Genomic DNA, 18,133 nt, shown 5'->3' on the forward strand with positions numbered 1-18,133 from the left:
GAGCTCGCTGGTTTCCAGCACGAACCCCATGTTACTGGAGGTGGTAAAGCAGCTGTAGAGCATCCATCCTTCAAATGGGTCAATATAATACTTGGTAACTTAAAAAATGCGCTCAAAGGTACTTATCATGCAATTAATCGCAAGCATGTTCCGCGGTACCTGGCAGAATTTCAGTACAGATTCAATCGCCGATATGATCTGCCGTCCATGATTCACAGACTGATTTATGTTGCTCTTAGGACTCCACCCATGCCATCAACCATGCTTTCTATGGCTGAAGCAGAGTGGTAATCAGAAAAAATATTGTTTGAAGTCTAAATCATCCCTTGCTTTTTTCTTGAACAGCCACTGCCACGGCTAATTGATAGGCATAAAGAGCATAATATCTTTTCTTTGAGAAAAAAATGGTGTACTTTGGGTAGCTGATAATGAATGGCTTTTATTATATAACTATTTAAAATTTATACTAATAATGGCGGAAGTGCATGGGAATCGAACCCACCCGGGACGGTTTTAACGCCCCACACCGGATTTGAAGTCCGGGAGCCCCACCAGTGAGCTGTGCACTTCCATATGAGAAGTATGGATATCCTTAAGAAGTGGCTATTAAGGTTATTTCCTTTTTTTGTCAATTCATTTTAGTTTTTTATGACTCATAAAGGTGAATGATGATAAATGCAGAAAGATTGTGCAGGGTCTTTGAAGAACTTGTTGTTATCGACAGCCCTTCAATGGAAGAGGGAGCTGTCTGTTTAAGGCTTCAGACCATTTTTTCAGAACTTGGCGCCCAGGTGTACGTCGATGAGACAAGAGAAAAAACCGGCAGCCAGACAGGTAATCTCATAGCTTTTTTCATGGGAGATGTTGATGCTGAACCAATTATGCTTAGCGGCCATATGGATACAGTTGAGCCGGGCAGGGGGATAAATCCGGTTTTAAGGGATGGTGTTTATGTAAGCGCCGGAGAAACAATCCTTGGAGCTGATGATAAGAGTGCTATTGCTATTATTATTGAAGTTATGAGGACTGTCAGGGAGAAAAATCTTAAGATTTGTCCGGTGGAAGTTGTTTTGACCACCTGTGAGGAAAAAGGACTCCTTGGGGCTAAGGCACTTGATATTTCAAAGCTCAGAAGCAGGTTCGGCTTAATTCTGGACTCGACTGATGTTGAAGGAATCGTGACAAAGGCCCCGGCCGCGAACCGTTTTACATTCAGGATATATGGCAAGGCGGCACATGCTGGCGCCCAGCCTGAAAAAGGGTTAAGTGCGATCCAGGTCGCCTCTTCTGCTATTTCTGCAATTAAGCTTGGAAGAATTGATGATGAAACAACATGTAACATCGGTATTTTTCATGCTGGAACCGCCACCAATATTATTCCTGACCTAGCATTGATTGAAGGTGAGGTCAGAAGCCACAATCTCGCAAGGCTTGAAGAAGTGACTCTTGAAATAGTTAGTGCATTTGAAAGATCTGTTAAGACAGCAAGAGATTCATCTCCTGATCCGGATTTTCCGTTTTTTGAGAAAGAATTGATAAGAGATTTCCCTAATACAGATATCAAACATGATCATCGTGTCGTAAAACTGGTTCAGAAGGCTGCGTATAATCAGAATAGAAGTATGGATACTGTCACTGTTGGAGGCGGATCTGATGCCAATATTTTTTTTGAAAAGGGTATAGCAGCAGGAGTCATAGGTACAGGCATGAAGGATCTGCACACCACCTCAGAAAATGTTAGTATATCTGACATGGTCTCGGCCGCAGAATTAATTATTGAGGTGTTGAAAATACATTCATCAGGTGAGCCCTTGTATTGATTATGAGTAATTATGGAAAAGGGTCATGACTGACGACGTGGTTTAATGAAATTGAAAAAATAAAAAACTGGCAGGTACATGACCTGCCAGTTTTGATATAAAAAAAAGAAGTAATTCTTTGGCGAACTTATTTCCCGCCGCGCTTTGAAGCCTTGAGAGGGTTGACTTTCTTGCCCTGGCCCTTATCAGTGCTTTCTGTTACAATATGTGTACCCATATTGCATGATCCTATTTTCCATTTACTTTCAGGATCAGGACTTACAGAGCAGAATCTTCCGGTCGGATATTCTGAAATTTTAGCGCATCCTTCACATTTATCTATAACAGAGAGGCATGAACCATCTTTATAGGAACAGCCGTTTTTTGTCATAAACATGCATTCTTCATTTTGTCTTACGGTAGTGCAAATCATTTCGACACCTCTTTAATTAAGCTATTTTCATCACCACAGGGTGAAATCTATACAAACAAACTTTATAAATATATTTAAATTGATTTATTTTGTCAAATTAAATTGCTTGGAATTATTTGTGTCTAATATTTATAATATGATAAATTAAGAATATTATAGAGTTTTAGTATCAAGATTAAATGCTTGCACCGTTTTTTGCGGTGATCTTCAAAATTCTGCTGGCAAGATCTGAAAGCCTGTAAGGTTTCTGGATAAAACCTGAGTAGCCGGTGTTTTTGAATTTTGCTTCAAGTTCGTATTCCGAATACCCGCTTGAAAGAACAACCACGGCATCTTTTTTAATATTTTTAATTCTTTCAAAAGCTTCTGCACCGTCCATCTTCGGCATTGCGTGATCCAGCAGAATACATTGGATTTCATCCTTGAAATTACTAAACAAATCTATTGCCTCTCGGCCATCACAGGCTGTAATTACTCTGAAGCCTATTGTTTCAAGCATTTCTTTGGCGACAGCCAGAACGTTTTCGTCATCATCCACAAGTAGAACCATACCTTTTCCGGCTTTATGGAGCAGATGAGCCTGCCTTGAGTTGCCCTTATCATCTGTTATGTCAATGTATTTGGGGAAATATATTATAACAGTCGTCCCTTTATTAACTTCGCTTATTAATTTTATTCCCCCATTGTGAGCCTTCACAATTCCTAATAAAGCAGCCAGCCCCAGTCCCCGCCCTGCAAATTTTGTTGAAAAAAAAGGATCAAAGATTCGTTTTTTCGTATCTTCATCCATGCCGCAGCCATTGTCATTAATCTTGAGATATACATATTCTCCCGGAGCGATCGTGTCTCCAAGCCAAATATCCTCAAGATCCATGATTGCCAGTTCTACGGTTCCAACTTCTATGCATATCAGTCCTGGTGAGTCGCCAATCGCCTCGGATGAATTTACCACCAGATTCATGATAATCTGTTTAATTTGACTTGAATCAGCGTCAATTATGGCGCTGCTCTCGTTTAAATCGTGAATAACCCTTATTTTTTTTGAAACAGCTGCATCTATCATCATTGCCATATCACTTACAGTGTTGCTAAGATTTAAGGCATGAGCAACCATCTTGCCCTTACCGGCGTAAGCAAGCATCTGATTACATAGCTCACCTGCCCGCAACGAAGCTTTTTCAATTTCAAGGAGATTTTTCATAATATGAGAATCTGCTGGCAGCTTTGCCATTGCAAGTCCTGCATGACCAATGATTGCCATCAGAAGATTATTGAAATCATGCGCTATCCCTCCGGCTAGGACGCCTAAGCTTTCAAGCTTTTGCATGTTCTGGATTCTTATCTCAAGCTTTTGTCTGTCAGCTTCCTCCTTTTTCTTTTCAATTATGTCTATTACAACATCAAGTCTTGCATAGACCTCCCCGGAGTGGTCATATAAGGGATAGCTTGTCAGAAGACACGGGACGTTTTCTCCTGATTTTCTGGCCATTGAGATTTCAATTTTGCGTTCTTTCCCCTGGTTGTTCGAATACAGCTTTTCGTAAATCAAATTTTTGCCGGATTTGCATTCCTGATGACTGTATAATTTTGAGACAGGCATACCTATCATTTCTGATCTGCTATAACCAAAAATGATTTCTGCCCCAAGGCTGAGGTCTATTATATTATGAGAAGAGTCTGTTAAATCACTAATGATAAAGGCAATTCCGGTTGCTGCTTCAAAAACAGTTTTAAGGAGATTTTCCCTTTCCTTGATTTCAACCCTCATTTCTATAAGAGTATTTTCATTCTCTATCTCCTTCAGAACCCTCGTTGTTACGGCAGGAAGCATATCAAAAAACAAATAATCCTTTATGATGTAATCCCTCGCGTTTTTTTTCATCATTTCAACAGCAATTTTTTCATCTCCAGCTCCGGTAGTAACTATGAACGGAGGTACATCATCAAATTGTTTATGGATTTCATCGACGAGGTCTCCGGCTGTCATGTCAGGAAGTGAATAATCAAGTATCATCAGGGTCGGATAGTTGGACTTTATTCTTTCTATAGCCGCTGTTCCGCAGTCAATGTGGGTTACATTCAATCCCATCGTTGATAATGATTCAAGCATGAGATCCGCTATCCCTGGGTCATCTTCAACAACCAGTATTTCTTTATTGTAAATAGAATGATTGTTCATTGGGTTTCCCCGCCGTTATTTATTCCAGCCACTTCTATAACCATGATAAACAATCCAAGCCGTCTTAAGATTTCGGAAAATTTTATAAAATCGACTGGTTTGGTAATATAGAAATTACAGCCTAGTCTGTAACATTCTTCTATTTCGACTGGATCGTCAGTGGTTGTCAGCATTATTACCGGAATTTTTTTTAAATTCTGGTCAGACTTGATTCGTTTAAGCACTTCGATCCCGTCCAGCCTTGGCATTCTGATATCAAGAAGAAGAAGGAAAGGCTTGTTTTTATCCATTTTTTCGTTCTGATTTTCACCCGAAATAAAATCCCAGACTTCCTTGCCGTCTTTGAATCTGATTTGCCTGTTCATTACACCAGCATCAACCAGATGTTCATTAATTAGCTCCGCATGTCCATCGTCATCTTCTGCAATGAGAATAGTCACTTCGTTTTTATAATCAGAATCGGACATATTTCCTCGCTGGATTGAATAATTTCAGGGATCAGATTGATTTATAAAGAGTATCTATCTGCTATAATTATATTTTTTAGGTTAAATATAGCATGTAATAGCAGTCTATTTCCATTGATAAAATGCAAAAAATTCAGGCTGCCCATCACCAGACTCCAAAAAATCTTGACAGCCCACCCATTAATTCAGTAATTCCTTACCTAATGCTATAACTTATCAATTTTTCCGGGGTTAAAACCGGCTTGTCTTATTTGCTGTATATTGCATTTTAGTGTTAAAGTAATTCAGAAAAAATCCCACAATATAGATATTCCTAAGAAGGAGGAAGAGCCATGAATAAAGGGGACCTTGTTAATGAAGTTGCCAAAGTTCTTAGTACAAAAAAAGATGCCCAGGCTGCAGTTGATGCGGTTCTTCAGGCTATCACATCGGCGCTTACAAGTGGCGATGCTGTTACCCTGGTAGGCTTTGGCACTTTCAAAACGGTTGAGCGTCAGGCGAGAAAAGGCAGAAACCCGCAGACAGGAGCAGAAATGGAAATTGCAGGGAAAAAAGTCCCTAAGTTTATTGCAGGCAAAAATCTTAAAGACGCAATTGGCGGATAGAGATAGCATCCTATGAAGTGGAGGAATTTCACTTCATACATTTCTTTCCCGTAATTATCGTATTCCAAATTAAGAAGGGACTTTTCCCTTCTTTTTTTGTTTGCATATATTTTCAAATCCCTGTCTATATAAATATCAATTGACCGCATCCCAGGTTCCCATAGAAATCATGTTTTGGCAAAGTCGCAAAAAGTCCGATTACTGTCATTATGGCGAAGGCCGGAATCAGGAAGTATCTTAAAATACAAAGATACCTGATCAAGTCCGGCATGATGCCGAACCCTTTTTGACTTTTTGCGGACAATCATGTTCTTATGTCTTATTTCCTAATCATTTTTGTGGATTTTTTTTAAGCGGCTTGCCGGGGCAAAAGTTAACCATTCATTTAGATGATTTTGGCATATGATTCCGGCGAAACTCAAAATATCAGTGGTGCAGAATGGACAATAAAAGAATTATATCCAAGGCGATATATTCAGCCAAAAAAATTTGGCTTCATATGACAGCAGGTATTATTTGGAGCGCAGTTTTAATTTTTTTATACCAGGATTTCAAAAAAGATTCCCTCGATGATTATTCCCATCTGTTTTTAAATAGTGCATGGATTGCTGAAAACTTGATTGATTATGAAATATCAAAAATAAATGATGCAATAGGATCGTCAAAAAGGTTTTTTGAGTCTTCTGAGTCCGTAACAAAAGAAGAATTTATGAAGTTCATTGGTCCTATGATAACGGAAAATCAGAATATCATTTCAGCCTCTTGGATCCCTGAAATAGATATTAGGAATAAAGAACTTTTTGAAAGAAAAGCCCTGGAATATGGCCTCAATGATTTTATTTTAAGTGAGATTAGCTCAACAGGAGAATATGCTCCTGCCAAAATAAGACAAAAATACTATCCCGTTTTTTACTCAGAAGGCCTTACCCCGAATCAGGGCAAGGTTGGTTTGGATCTTGGAAGCAGAGCAGATCTCGCAAAATTGATTGAAAAGGCAATATCGTCCGGGCAAACATCCTCCGGCAGCATTTTCAGGATGAATGAACCTCAAAAAATTCATGGTGAAAACGGCTTAAATATTTTCTCTCCTGTCTATAAAACAAACAAAAACTCTGATGAAAACCTGTCCGCAAAAGGTCTTCTGTATTTTATTATAAAAATAGAAGATATTATAAAATCGGCTAAAATCCACGCAGACCAGGAAGGACTTTTATTTTCGTTCACTGAGATTGATCCCCAAAATGATGCCGATAATAATTCAAAATCAGCTCATGGGACATACTCTAAAAGATCTTATCAATCCTCTTCATTTTACAATTCAGGTGAACTGACCCATACCCACGAAGTTATCTTTGCTGATAAAAAGTATATTTTTACTTTTTCATCGACCTCGGCAAATGTTTCATCTCATATGCAGAAGAAGTTTTTGCTGATCAGTCTTCTTGGAATTACAGGATTTTTATTGTTCTTTTTTTACATAAAAAGTGTTCTTTCAGGAATGCACAAAAAAGATGAATTCGAATATCGGAAAGCTGCTGAAAATTTACGGGCAAAAAGTCTTATCAGGTCAATAATCGACTCTATTCCCCAGGGCATATGCTGGAAAGATGTGGAACTGACTTATCTTGGCTGCAATTATTCGTTTGCAGTCTCAGCTAATTTAGAATCTCCTGATGAAATTCTCCTGATGAAAAATTCAGAAATAGAACTCTTGTTTGATATATCAGACTCTGAACAGATCGAAAAAAATATACTCCTGACCGGTAAGCCTGTCCTGCATGAAAAAGTTGAAACCTGTCTGCCCAATGGTGATTCAAAATGGATTGATATATGCAGGATCCCAATAATAGCCGAAGACAATTCCATTACCGGAATTCTTTGTATATATGATGACATAACAAATGCAAAAACAGCAGAGAAAGAGTTGTCTCGAACCAGATTGCTATTGGAAGCTGCTTTTGATCAGAACCCGGCAGGTATGATTCTTATCACTTCAGGGGATAACAGGGTTAAACTTACAAATAAATCGGCTTTCAGATTTTTAGGTTTTAATGACGAAGACGCTGTGGATTCTTTAAAGAAGCATGATTATGTCATAGAATTAAACAAAATGCTGAAAACATATGACCGGAATGGCAGCCAGTTAGACACTGATGATGGCACTCCTTTGTTCAGGGCTTTGCATGGTGAAAAGATAATCAATGAGGAGCGCAGGGTAATAAAGAAAAATGGAGAGGTTGCATGGTGCATTATTAACGGGACTCCAATATACGACGAAAAAGGCAAAGTCGTTGCCGCGCTTGTTGTTTTTCCTGATATTACATCAAGAAAGGAAATGGAGGACAGACTAAAAATCAATGAAGAAAAATACAGGGCTCTTTTTGAACAATCAGGTATGGGTGTTTTTCTTTATAATCACCAATTTGAGATTATTGACTGCAATGAACAGTTCGCACTCACCATAGGCGCACCAAAAGAAAGAATGATAGGGTTGGCATTAAGAAAACTCAAAGACCAAAGAGTGATGCCTGTACTTGAAAAAGCCATGCTCGGAGAAAAAGCTTATTATGAAGGTGATTATGTCACCACAACCAGCGGTTTATGTATCAGGGTTTCATTTGTAGCTCTTCCGATAATGAATTCAATAAACGAAATAGCTTTTGGTTGCGCAGTTGTTGAAAATATCACTGAAAAATGGCTGATCCAAAAAGCGCTGCTTGAGAAAAATGAAGAATTGGACAAGTTCTTTTCAAATAGCCTGGATCTCCTTTGCATAGCAGGATTTGACGGCCATTTTAAGAGGCTTAACCCTCAGTGGACTATTACCCTCGGATATTCGATGGAACACCTGATCGGAAAATCATTCTGGGATTTTGTTCATCCTGAAGATATCGTGAGCACCAAAGAAGCAGTTTCAAAGCTTGTCACATCAAAAAAAGTCGTTGATTTTGTAAACAGATACAGATGTAGTGACGGATCATATAAGTGGATAGAATGGAGATCCTATCCCTCGGGAAATACAATATATGCAGCGGCCAGAGATATTACGGCAAGAAAAAATACTGAAGATGAAATCCGCATGAGGGAGGAGCTTTTCAGGACTCTAAGTGAAATGGCCCCTGTTGGGATTTTTCTGGCCAATGAAATTGGCGAAATTATTCTCACGAACAGAAAATGGATTGAAATTACAGGTGTCACAGCAGAAGAAACACTTGGAAATGGGTGGATAAGGTATGTCTATCATGACGATGCTGCCCTGATTAATAGTGTTCTGGATAATTCGATCCGCTCGATATGTGATACAGAAACTGTATTCAGATTCGTCCGACCTGATGGGAAGATGAAAAATATAATGATTAAGGCTACGCCAATAATAAAGGAAGATGGTTTCCTGAACGGTTTTGTCGGAACAATAGAAGACATAACCGAAAGGAAAAAAAATGAATCGGAAAGAGAACATCTTCTTTATGAAATCAGTCAGAAGAATACTGAGCTTGAGGGAATTGTTTACGCGGCGTCCCATGATCTCAGAGCGCCATTGGTAAATATTCAGGGATTCAGTATTAGAATTGAAAAACTTACGGACGAGCTTTCCCGTCTGATAAAAATAGAATCAGATAAAGAAAAATGTATTGAGATAATTGAATCAAAAATTCCTAATGCGACCAATTATATAAAAATAAGTGCATCAAAAATGGACACGCTTATAAAAGGTTTGTTGCAGGTCGCAAGAATTGGAAGGCGTCCACTGATTTCAGAGACTATAGACATGAATGTCATGATAGAGAATATATTGCAGACAATGGCATTTCAGATCCAGGAATCAGGGGCTAAAATCACCTGTCATAAGCTTCCTGAGTGTAAAGGAGATATATCCCAGCTTAATCAAGCTTTCTCAAACATTATTGATAATGCTTTGAAATATCAGAATCCTGAAAAAAAGCTTGAAATAATTATTTCAGGTTTCAGAAAAGAAGACAAAAATATTTATACTGTTGAAGACACCGGAATTGGAATAAGTGAAGGCCAGAAGGATAAAATATGGACCATGTTTTACAGATTGTCGCCGTCAGGACCAGTATCCGGAGAGGGCTTAGGGCTTACAGTTGTTAAAAAAATAATTGAGATGCACGGAGGAAAGGTCTGGGCGGAGCCTGGTAAGGATGGTTCTATATTTTTTATTGAACTGAAGGGCGCATATTGAATTCGGTTTCATGATCCTGGGAAAGCATGTGGGCATCTATTGGGTATCTGGTTAATGATCCAATTCAACCGGGAATTGGCACAATGATCATTTTAATGGTTTTTCTATTTTGATGGACTTGCAAAAAGTCCGATTGCCATCATTCCTGCGGAGCCTGTCCCGGTGAAAACCGGGAGCCGGAATCCAGAAGTGTTTGAAAATACAAAGATGCCGGATCGAGTCCGGCATGACGCCGCCGATTTTTTTGACTTTTTGCGACCTTGTCTATTTTAAATGCAGTGGAGAGTTAAGTTCAATAAAATCAACTCCTGAACTTTTCAGGTCTTTCAAAGTTTCAATATATTGGGTGATATTTTTCAGTTTATTGATTTTTTTACATATCTCCGAACCGTTTTTTAATGAAATGCAGAAATATCTCCATAAACCCTTCATTTTGTCCAGTAGATGAGCCGGCCCATGAAATTTTTCACTGTAAGCCGTGTAAAGCTCATCATGAAATCTGAAAAATCTTTTTTGGGCGTTTTCAGGAACAGGCGAATTATTCAGGATCATTTCTGGGAGAAAAGGATTGGATATGGCTGCTCGTCCGATCATCCATCTGTCAATATCAGGAATTTTGATTTTGAGATCATTGAAAAAAGAACGACCGCAGATGTCTCCATTATAAACAAGCTTGTGACCGGAAAGCTCAACAACCTTAATAAAGGCATCAATGCTTGCCCTGCCCGAGTACATCTGACTTGCTACCCTCGGATGAATTATAAGTTCTGACATTGGATAACGATTATAAATTTCTACAAGCTTAAGTATTTCAGAGGGATTTTCAAAACCTATCCTGGTTTTTATGGAAAGACGGATATTAATTTTCGTAAAAATATCATCAAGAAGCCGGTCAAGATTGTCAGTATCCCTCAGAAGACCTGCTCCCCGGTTTTTTTTAGTAACCATGGGATATGGGCAGCCAAGGTTAAGGTTAGCTTCTTCATAACCCAATTCCTTCATGGCATTAGCCGTTCCGATGATAGATGTGGCTGAATTACCAAGTATCTGTGGGATCACCTTGTTCCCTGCGTTGTTTTCAGGAAGAATATCCTTAAAAAGTTTTCTGCTGACTTTTTCCTCAGCGACAGCACTCACAAAAGGTGCCATGCAGCAATCAATACCAGCGAAGCTGGAGCAGTAAATATTCCTGAAACTACTGTCAGTAATGCCTTGTATAGGCGCAAGATAAAAAAACAAACTTCCTCCTGACAAAATCATAAAATGAACATGGCATAAAAACTGGCTGATATTATGGGCAGTATTTTAAACGGTTAAAAAGATCAATTAATATTAATGGCTATGTACTATTTTCAGTATGATTGTCTGGTCTGAAAAAAGTGATTTACAAAAATATCGAAAGTATTGTTTTCCAAGCATCTGACATAATCATAAAGTTTTTGCGGAGCTTTTTACAAAAGCGACTCGCCGAAGGCGCTCAAGCTGAAAATAAGACAGAGCCACATTAATATTTGCATATTGATTGACAAGGTCGCAAAAAGTCAAAAAAATGCGTCGGCGTCATGCCGGAGTCGATCCTCCATCTTTGTATTTTCAGATACTTCTGGATTTCGGCTTCCGGTTTTCACTGGGACAGGCTCCGCAGGAATGACGGTAATCGGACTTTTTGAGAGACCATCTTGATTGAAGTCTTGATGAAGCAGAAAAAGGCGGATAGATTCTGTCTGAGCTATAGTTCCATAAGATGAAGTAAGCAATCACCTGATTTGACTGTGGCTGATGGTTGATGATTGGCAGTTGGCTCTTAAGTCAAGCTGAGTAAAACGGTCTTTTTTCATCGGCAATTGCCGCTTTTTGGCTTCCAAGACTATTGAAGTATGCGCTAAAGCCTGATATGGAATTTAAAAAACCGATCAGCTTGGCATGTCTATGCTTTCATTTGTTTTCTTCAGATTTCTTCTTTGGGATATTCAGTATGAGCGAGCTTCACGGAAAGTATAACGAAATTATTTCAGCCCTTGTTGGCGAAGGGATTTTGACAGATGAGAAGGTCCATTATGCTGAGAGGGTATTGTCCAAACTTAAAGGTGAGTACAAGCTGCTGGATGTGCTGAAAAAGCTTCAGTATATAACAGATGATGATATCTGGAATGCTGTACAGAAAAAGAGGGTTTCAACAAGGCTTGGAAATCTTCTTGTAGAACTTGGATATATTTCACAGCAGCAGCTTGAGTCCGCAATCGAAGTCCAGAAAAAGGAACGTGAGAATAAGATCGCAGTAAGTCTCGTAAGCGGCTATGAAAATATTTCGGAATTTGAGTTTGCCCAGTCCAAGGCTCTTGAACTTGGATATCAGTACATGGAACCTGATTTTGATTCAATTCCTCCTGAACTCATAACCAAATGCAGGCCTGAATGGTATGAGACTCACAGGTTTTTTCCAGTATCCATTGACGGAAAAATAATTACTGTTGGATTTACTGACCCGTCTGAGCCTAATTGTCTTGATGCGGCAAAAGAATTTTTTGGCGAAGACCTGTCGCCTGTTCTTGTACGCTCTGATTTTATCCATAATTTTATTTCAAGATATAAATCCTTTGTTCAGTCAGGAACAATTTTTACAGGGTCAGTGTCGGTTGGCAAGGGTACTTTCCAGTCAATTATTTCTGAAGCCATAGAACGAGAAGGCGTTACAGATATTTATATAGAGCCTATGAGAGACAGGCTATTAATCAAATTCAGGCAACACTGTGCTGTAAGGAAACATCAGGAACTGCCTCCACAGATCAAATCATCACTCTTTAATTATATTCGCGAATCATGTCTCGATGATTTTGAGGCGGATGGCTTAAAAATCAGCCATGAGTTTCATCATGAAAAAGGGCTGTTTGTTTTATCAGGAAGAATACTTCATACAAGATTTGGTGATTCCGCAATAATCAGTTTAAGAAAACAGGAGGCAGATCCCGTTAGCCTGATTGACATGCCAATCAGCAAATATGTTGCGGAGCGTCTGAGAAATGATATTGTCGATAATAATCTGGGGCTTTTTTTGATCTGCGGAACAGAATCGTCTGCCAAAACCTCACTCCTTTTTTCTCTTTTGAAGCATAAAAAGAGAACCCAACCTGATTCAAGAATAGCCGTGCTTGAGGATAAACCTTCTTTTTATCTGGATGATGCCGCATTTTTTCAAGCAGACCCAATTGGATATGAGCATCAAATTAAGGCAATTTCAGATTTTGCTCCTGACATTATGGGCATATCAGGAGTTACTCCTGGGAAAGCCTGCTTTGCGTTGCTTGATTCAGTCGCAAAAGGCATTCAAACCATAGCGACCCAGAGATGCACAGGTATAACCGAGGCTCTCCATTTTTTCATGGATTCCGGAACCGCATCTCTCCTTGCTTCTTCCCTGTCCGGAGTAATTGTGCAGAAAGTAATGAGACGCATATGTCCTATTTGCGTTACTCCAATATCTTTGCAGATAGAACTTGTCAGGAAGATTGGCCTGAGTCCAAACGATCTTGCCGGTCTTAAGCCTATGAAGGGAGTTGGATGCAAGGCCTGCGGCAATACCGGCTATAATGGCCAGCTGATTGCAACAGAACTTTTGATTGCAGATGAAAGATTGAGGGATGCCATCTGCGAAGTTAGATCATCCTATGCTTTAAAAAGATATATTACGGCCACGCCGGGCTTTATTAATCTTGTTGAGGACGCTATAATCTGGGCAGGTGATGGTCAGACCACTATAGATGAGATTGCCAGGGTTTTTCCAAAGAATAACAAAACCAGGCCTTTTTCCGAGCTTCAAAAAATCAGGGGGGCATAACTATGGATTTGGTTGCTCAGCTTACCCAGCTGATCAATGAAAATATTGGTACAGGCAGAACTTCTCTTCCTGTATTTAATAAGATAGCCCTGAAGCTTCAGCAGGAACTATCTAAATCAGAGCCTGATCAACATATTATCAAAAAAATGATAAGTAATGATCCGTCTTTGACCGGGCAGCTTCTTAAGGTCGCCAATTCGGCATATTACAAGGGCATGGAAGATGTGACCACTGTCCAGGAGGCAATTTTCCGTCTTGGAACAGCTGAAGTTGGTAATATTGTTCTTCTTATAACCCAGAAATCCAATTTCCAGTCCAAAGATGCTTATATCCAGGAAATCATGAACAGGCTTTGGAAACATTCTGTCGGATGTGCCATCGGAGCAAAGTGGGTCGCAAACAAGTGCGGGTGTTCTGATCTTTCAAATCAGGCATTTACTGCCGGTCTGCTTCATGATGTTGGGAAACTTTTCATCCTCACCGTTATTGATTCCCTTGTCTTGTCCGGGCATGAGGAAATCAAGGCTCCTTTAAAAACTCTTAACAGAATTATGGCCGAGCTTCATCTTGTTCACGGATATTCCCTTATGAAGATATGGGCATTGCCAGAGATATATTGTGAGGTGGTGAGGGATCATCACAAGGAAAAAATAGATTCGAAGAACATTTTACTTCCGATAATCAAGCTGGTTGATATGGTTTGCAACAAAATCGGTCTTGGTATTGCTCCTGACAGCGGATATGTACCTGAAGAGACCGGCGAGGCAAAGATTCTGGGACTTGGCGATATAGATATCGCCGAGCTTGAAATTAAGCTTGAAGATGCGAAGTTTTTATTTTAAGACTGTCATCAATATGGTGGATATTAAGTGAAATACTATTCAATCCATTTCTTGGCGGATGTTTTTTTTAGCTTCTTATATTTGATGGTCTCGCAAAAATCCGGAAAATGGCATCAGTGTCATGCCGGACTTGACCCGGCATCTTTCGTATTATCAAATACTTCTGGATTCCGGCCTGCGCCGGAATGACGGCAACCGGACTTTTTGCGACTTTGTCATATTTAATGTATTGTTCAGATATTTGTAAAATCTTAAAAGAAGCAGCTTTTTTGTCAGGAGACCTAAACCACGGAGCTTTTTGTCTCGTCCATCGTTATTCATTGATGACAATTTTCTGTCCTGATTTAAAGCGTTTGTTGTCAGTAATTGAATCCAGAAGCTTTATGAAAAGCATATGCAACTATTCACCAAGCGTGCAAAGCAGGCCGTCTGCACTGTAAAGCCTCTTTTTTGAAAAAAGCTCCTCAAAAACTTTTCAGTGATATAAATTAAGATGGCCCGCAAAAATTAAGAAAATGGCTTCATTATCATGCCTGACTTGATCCGGCATCCGTGTATTTTTAATTATTTCTGGATTCCGGCTCCCGGTTTTCATAGGGACAGGCCTTCGCCGGAATGACTGAAATTGGGCTTTTGTGACCTTGTCATTCCTATATAAAAGCCTTTGACCCGCGTCTTTAAGAATTTTCAAAAATTCAGCGGGACTTTTTTCTATTTTTTTTCTCACCCCGGAGTTTTTTGTATTCATGGAAGACCATGTTTTGGAATCTCAATTTAGAATTGAAAGAATAAAACATCTTTATTCCTATGGGCCGATGCTTTTTGCGGCAAATATTTTTGTCGGAGTTACTTTCATAGTATTCCAGAAGCCCTTTTATGGACTGACAGAGCTTTTGACCTGGTTTGCAGGTCTTCTGGTTGTTAATCTCTGGCGTTTTAAATGCTATAAGGATTCTCTTTTCGAAGGAATAAATGAAATAAATGTTGGCGGCTATGAAAAGAAAAATCTTGTAGGAATAGTTTCCACTTCTTTTTTCTGGGGCATCGCAGGGATTTTCTTTTTCTCTTCACAAGCGCCTCTGTCGCAGCTGATGACTTGTCTGACAGTTGCAGGTGTGATTTCATCCGCTGTAGTTACTTTGTCCTCAAACCTTTTTTTCATGATTTCATTTATACTTATAGGATCTGTGCCTCTGGTCGTAAACTCGGCAATAATGAGTAATTATTATATAACAGTAATCGTTTGTCTTTATATATCAGGGCTTTTAATGGCTGGCAGAAAAGCCGGAATCCTGGTCAGGGAAACTCTCTGGCTCAGAATCAGGCTTATGAAGAATGAATACGAACTTAGAAATACGGAAGAAAAATACAGATCCCTTGTAGAGAATATGCCTATTGCCATGTTTCGCAGCTCGATCAGCGACGGAAGCCCTATTGTCATGATTAACCCTGCCATGAAGCGTATGCTTGAGCTTGATGACTCAGATTTCCACAATTCACGGTTAGAGGATTTTTTCTGTGATACAGCCGAAGGCAAGGATTTTTTACTGAAAATATTCAGATATGGCAATGCGTCCGGTGATGATATTCGTCTGAAAACAATGCATGGGCGGGAAATATGGGGCAGTATGAGTGCCCGTCTCAATAGATGCGATGGCTCATCAGATATTTACATCGACGGAATGATAGAAGATATAACAGAAAAAAAGAGTGTTCAAAAAGCATTGGGCGAAAGCGACGAAAAATTCAGGAACCTTGCTGAAACTTCTCCGATGGGTATTTTTTTGTATCAGGATGACGTCATGATTTACGTTAATCCTGCCGGGGAAAAAATTACAGGGTATGATCGGGACGAGCTTTTTCAAATAAGACCGCTGTGGAATATTGTTCACCCTGATTACGTGGATGACATGAGCAAAAGGGCGCAGGCCAGGCAGAGTGGTGACGGCACAATCAAACAAAGCGAATGCCTTATCATTACAAAGCAAAAAACTGAAAAATGGGTGGTTCTGGCAGGAACCTCCATTGTTGTAAACGGGAAGCCAGCCGGTATTATTTCGGCAATGGATATAACGGATATTAAAAATGCTGAAGCCACCCTGCATCAGGCAAAAGAGACCGCCGAGACTGCAAATAGGGCAAAAAGCGAATTTTTAGCCAATATGAGTCATGAAATAAGAACTCCGATGAATGGAATTATCGGAATGACAGAACTCATTCTCGATACTGAGCTTACAAAGGATCAGAGAGATTTTGCCGAAACAATAAGAAATAGCTCGGAGGCACTTCTGTCACTCATAAATGACATACTTGATGTTTCCAAGATAGAGGCAGGGAAACTACAGCTTGAAAATATTTCATTTGATATTAACGAGCTTGTTGAAAATGTTGCAAGTCTTATTTCAATCAGATCAAGGGAAAAAGGTGTTGAAATAGTCTGCCTTATTGACCCCGGAATACCTGCTTTTCTTAATGGCGATCCATTGAGGATAAGACAGATTCTTTTGAATCTTATGGGGAATGCAGTTAAATTTACCCCCAAAGGTTTTGTCGAGCTCAGGCTTGAGCTTGTTGAGAGAACGATGGGGCAGTGTCTGATTGGCTTTGAGGTTATTGATACTGGTATAGGAATAAATGAAGCAGAGCACGAAAACCTCTTTGCCCCTTTTATGCAGGCTGACGGTTCCATCACAAGAAAATTCGGTGGCACAGGCCTTGGTCTGACCATTTCGAAAAGACTGGTTGAAATGATGGGCGGGGAAATAGGTTTCAGAAGTCGTGAGGGCGGAGGCACAGTTTTTTGGTTCCGGGCAAAATTTGGTGAAGTCCCTTCTGATGAGATCATCGCAGTGAATGAAGGAGGCGAACAGTCTGTGTTTTATGACCTTACTGATCTCAGAGTTCTTATCGTTGATGATAATCCGGTAAACCTTCATGTCCTTGAAGGCATGCTTAATACATGGAAGTGTCTTGTTAGCCGTGCCGGATCAGCTGTGGACGCACTTGAAAAAATAGAATCATCCATTAATATGGGCCATGGTTTTGATCTTGCCATCCTGGACATGCAGATGCCTGAAACAGATGGGTTGACTCTCGCCAAGAAAATTGTGTCAGATGAAAGGTTTGCGGGGATAAAACTTCTTTTGCTGACGTCCTCTCCCATTGACAAAGATCAGAAGAGTGACATGGATTCTGTTTTTAATGCCTGCCTTGAGAAGCCGGTTCGAAAAGCAAGGCTCTATAAAAGTATCGCAGGCATGTTCGGCAAACCATATACTTTTATGTCTGCTGACGATCAATCTGTTTTTTCAAGAATTCCGAAGCTTAAAAATGCTGGGAGCAGAACGATTCTTGTTGTTGAGGATAATCCTGTCAATCAGCAGGTCATAATCAAATTCCTTGAGAAAATGGGACTCGGCAGTGAAGTGGCTGGCAGTGGTCTTGAGGCTGTTTCAAAACTGGAAAAAAGTTCATACGATATCATACTTATGGATATTCAGATGCCGGAACTTGACGGCTATACTTTAACAAATATGATAAGAAACTGGAAAAATGGACCGTTGGATAATGATGTGAGTAATATCATGAGGAAAAAGGCTGCCGACACTCCAGTCATAGCGCTTACGGCTCATGCCATGCCTGGTGACAGGGAGAAATGCCTTGCCTCAGGTATGGATGATTATGTTGTCAAGCCGATCAGGCCCGTTGACCTGTCCTTGGTTGTAGGGAAATGGCTTGAAAGAGATCATTTCCATATGATGTGAGGACA

At 39.8% G+C, this 18,133-nt stretch carries 11 protein-coding genes and 1 tRNA gene; 7 read left to right on the forward strand and 5 right to left on the reverse strand.

The features are described 5' to 3' along the window. Positions 1–291, forward strand: a 291-nt coding sequence (locus tag K245_RS24185) for a transposase (protein ID WP_035276808.1), incomplete at its 5' end; no start/stop codon positions are given. A 182-nt stretch (positions 292–473) separates the two neighbouring features. Here K245_RS24185 and K245_RS0111955 read toward each other — a convergent pair. After that, positions 474–571 (reverse strand) — tRNA-Sec (locus K245_RS0111955). A 94-nt stretch (positions 572–665) separates the two neighbouring features. On the opposite strand from K245_RS0111955, the gene K245_RS0111960 reads away from it, so the two are divergent. Further along, on the forward strand, positions 666–1,820 hold the full coding sequence (locus tag K245_RS0111960; protein ID WP_232223821.1) for a M20/M25/M40 family metallo-hydrolase: 1,155 nt from the start codon (positions 666–668) through the stop codon (positions 1,818–1,820). Positions 1,821–1,947: 127 nt separating this feature from the next. Here K245_RS0111960 and K245_RS0111965 read toward each other — a convergent pair whose 3' ends face one another. From K245_RS0111965 to K245_RS0111975, 3 genes are all read right to left on the reverse strand, one after another. Beyond that, a complete protein-coding gene (locus tag K245_RS0111965) occupies positions 1,948–2,232 on the reverse strand; it encodes a PxxKW family cysteine-rich protein (RefSeq protein WP_027359467.1) in 285 nt (94 codons plus the stop codon). 175 nt (positions 2,233–2,407) lie between these two features. Next, positions 2,408–4,411: a hybrid sensor histidine kinase/response regulator gene (locus tag K245_RS26615; RefSeq protein ID WP_051284074.1), complete on the reverse strand. Its 2,004-nt coding sequence runs from the start codon at positions 4,409–4,411 to the stop codon at positions 2,408–2,410. Beyond that, positions 4,408–4,878: a response regulator gene (locus K245_RS0111975; RefSeq protein ID WP_027359468.1), complete on the reverse strand. Its 471-nt coding sequence runs from the start codon at positions 4,876–4,878 to the stop codon at positions 4,408–4,410. The genes K245_RS26615 and K245_RS0111975 overlap by 4 nt, the downstream gene beginning before the upstream one ends. Before the next feature lie 332 nt (positions 4,879–5,210). Between K245_RS0111975 and K245_RS0111980 the strand changes: the two genes are divergently transcribed. Together K245_RS0111980 and K245_RS26620 are read left to right on the forward strand one after the other, a co-directional pair. Continuing rightward, on the forward strand, positions 5,211–5,483 hold the full coding sequence (locus tag K245_RS0111980; RefSeq protein ID WP_027359469.1) for an HU family DNA-binding protein: 273 nt from the start codon (positions 5,211–5,213) through the stop codon (positions 5,481–5,483). A gap of 499 nt (positions 5,484–5,982) precedes the next feature. Further along, the gene (locus K245_RS26620) at positions 5,983–9,687 is read left to right on the forward strand and encodes a PAS domain S-box protein (RefSeq protein WP_198013885.1); all 3,705 of its coding nucleotides are present in this window, start codon (positions 5,983–5,985) and stop codon (positions 9,685–9,687) included. A gap of 264 nt (positions 9,688–9,951) precedes the next feature. Here the strand turns inward: K245_RS26620 and K245_RS24200 are convergent, their stop codons facing one another. Further along, positions 9,952–10,926, reverse strand: coding sequence for a tRNA dihydrouridine synthase (locus K245_RS24200; RefSeq protein ID WP_051284076.1), 975 nt, complete (start codon positions 10,924–10,926; stop codon positions 9,952–9,954). Between the two features lie 736 nt (positions 10,927–11,662). On the opposite strand from K245_RS24200, the gene K245_RS0112000 reads away from it, so the two are divergent. The 3 genes from K245_RS0112000 to K245_RS26625 all read left to right on the forward strand — a co-directional run bounded on the left by K245_RS0112000 (position 11,663) and on the right by K245_RS26625 (position 18,128). Next, on the forward strand, positions 11,663–13,522 hold the full coding sequence (locus K245_RS0112000) for a GspE/PulE family protein (protein WP_027359471.1): 1,860 nt from the start codon (positions 11,663–11,665) through the stop codon (positions 13,520–13,522). Between the two features lie 2 nt (positions 13,523–13,524). Then, a complete protein-coding gene (locus K245_RS0112005) occupies positions 13,525–14,364 on the forward strand; it encodes an HDOD domain-containing protein (RefSeq protein ID WP_035277100.1) in 840 nt (279 codons plus the stop codon). 761 nt (positions 14,365–15,125) lie between these two features. Next, on the forward strand, positions 15,126–18,128 hold the full coding sequence (locus K245_RS26625; RefSeq protein ID WP_198013886.1) for a response regulator: 3,003 nt from the start codon (positions 15,126–15,128) through the stop codon (positions 18,126–18,128). Positions 18,129–18,133 lie beyond the last annotated feature (5 nt).

It is taken from the genome of Desulforegula conservatrix Mb1Pa (assembly GCF_000426225.1).
GTDB lineage: Bacteria > Desulfobacterota > Desulfobacteria > Desulfobacterales > Desulforegulaceae > Desulforegula > Desulforegula conservatrix.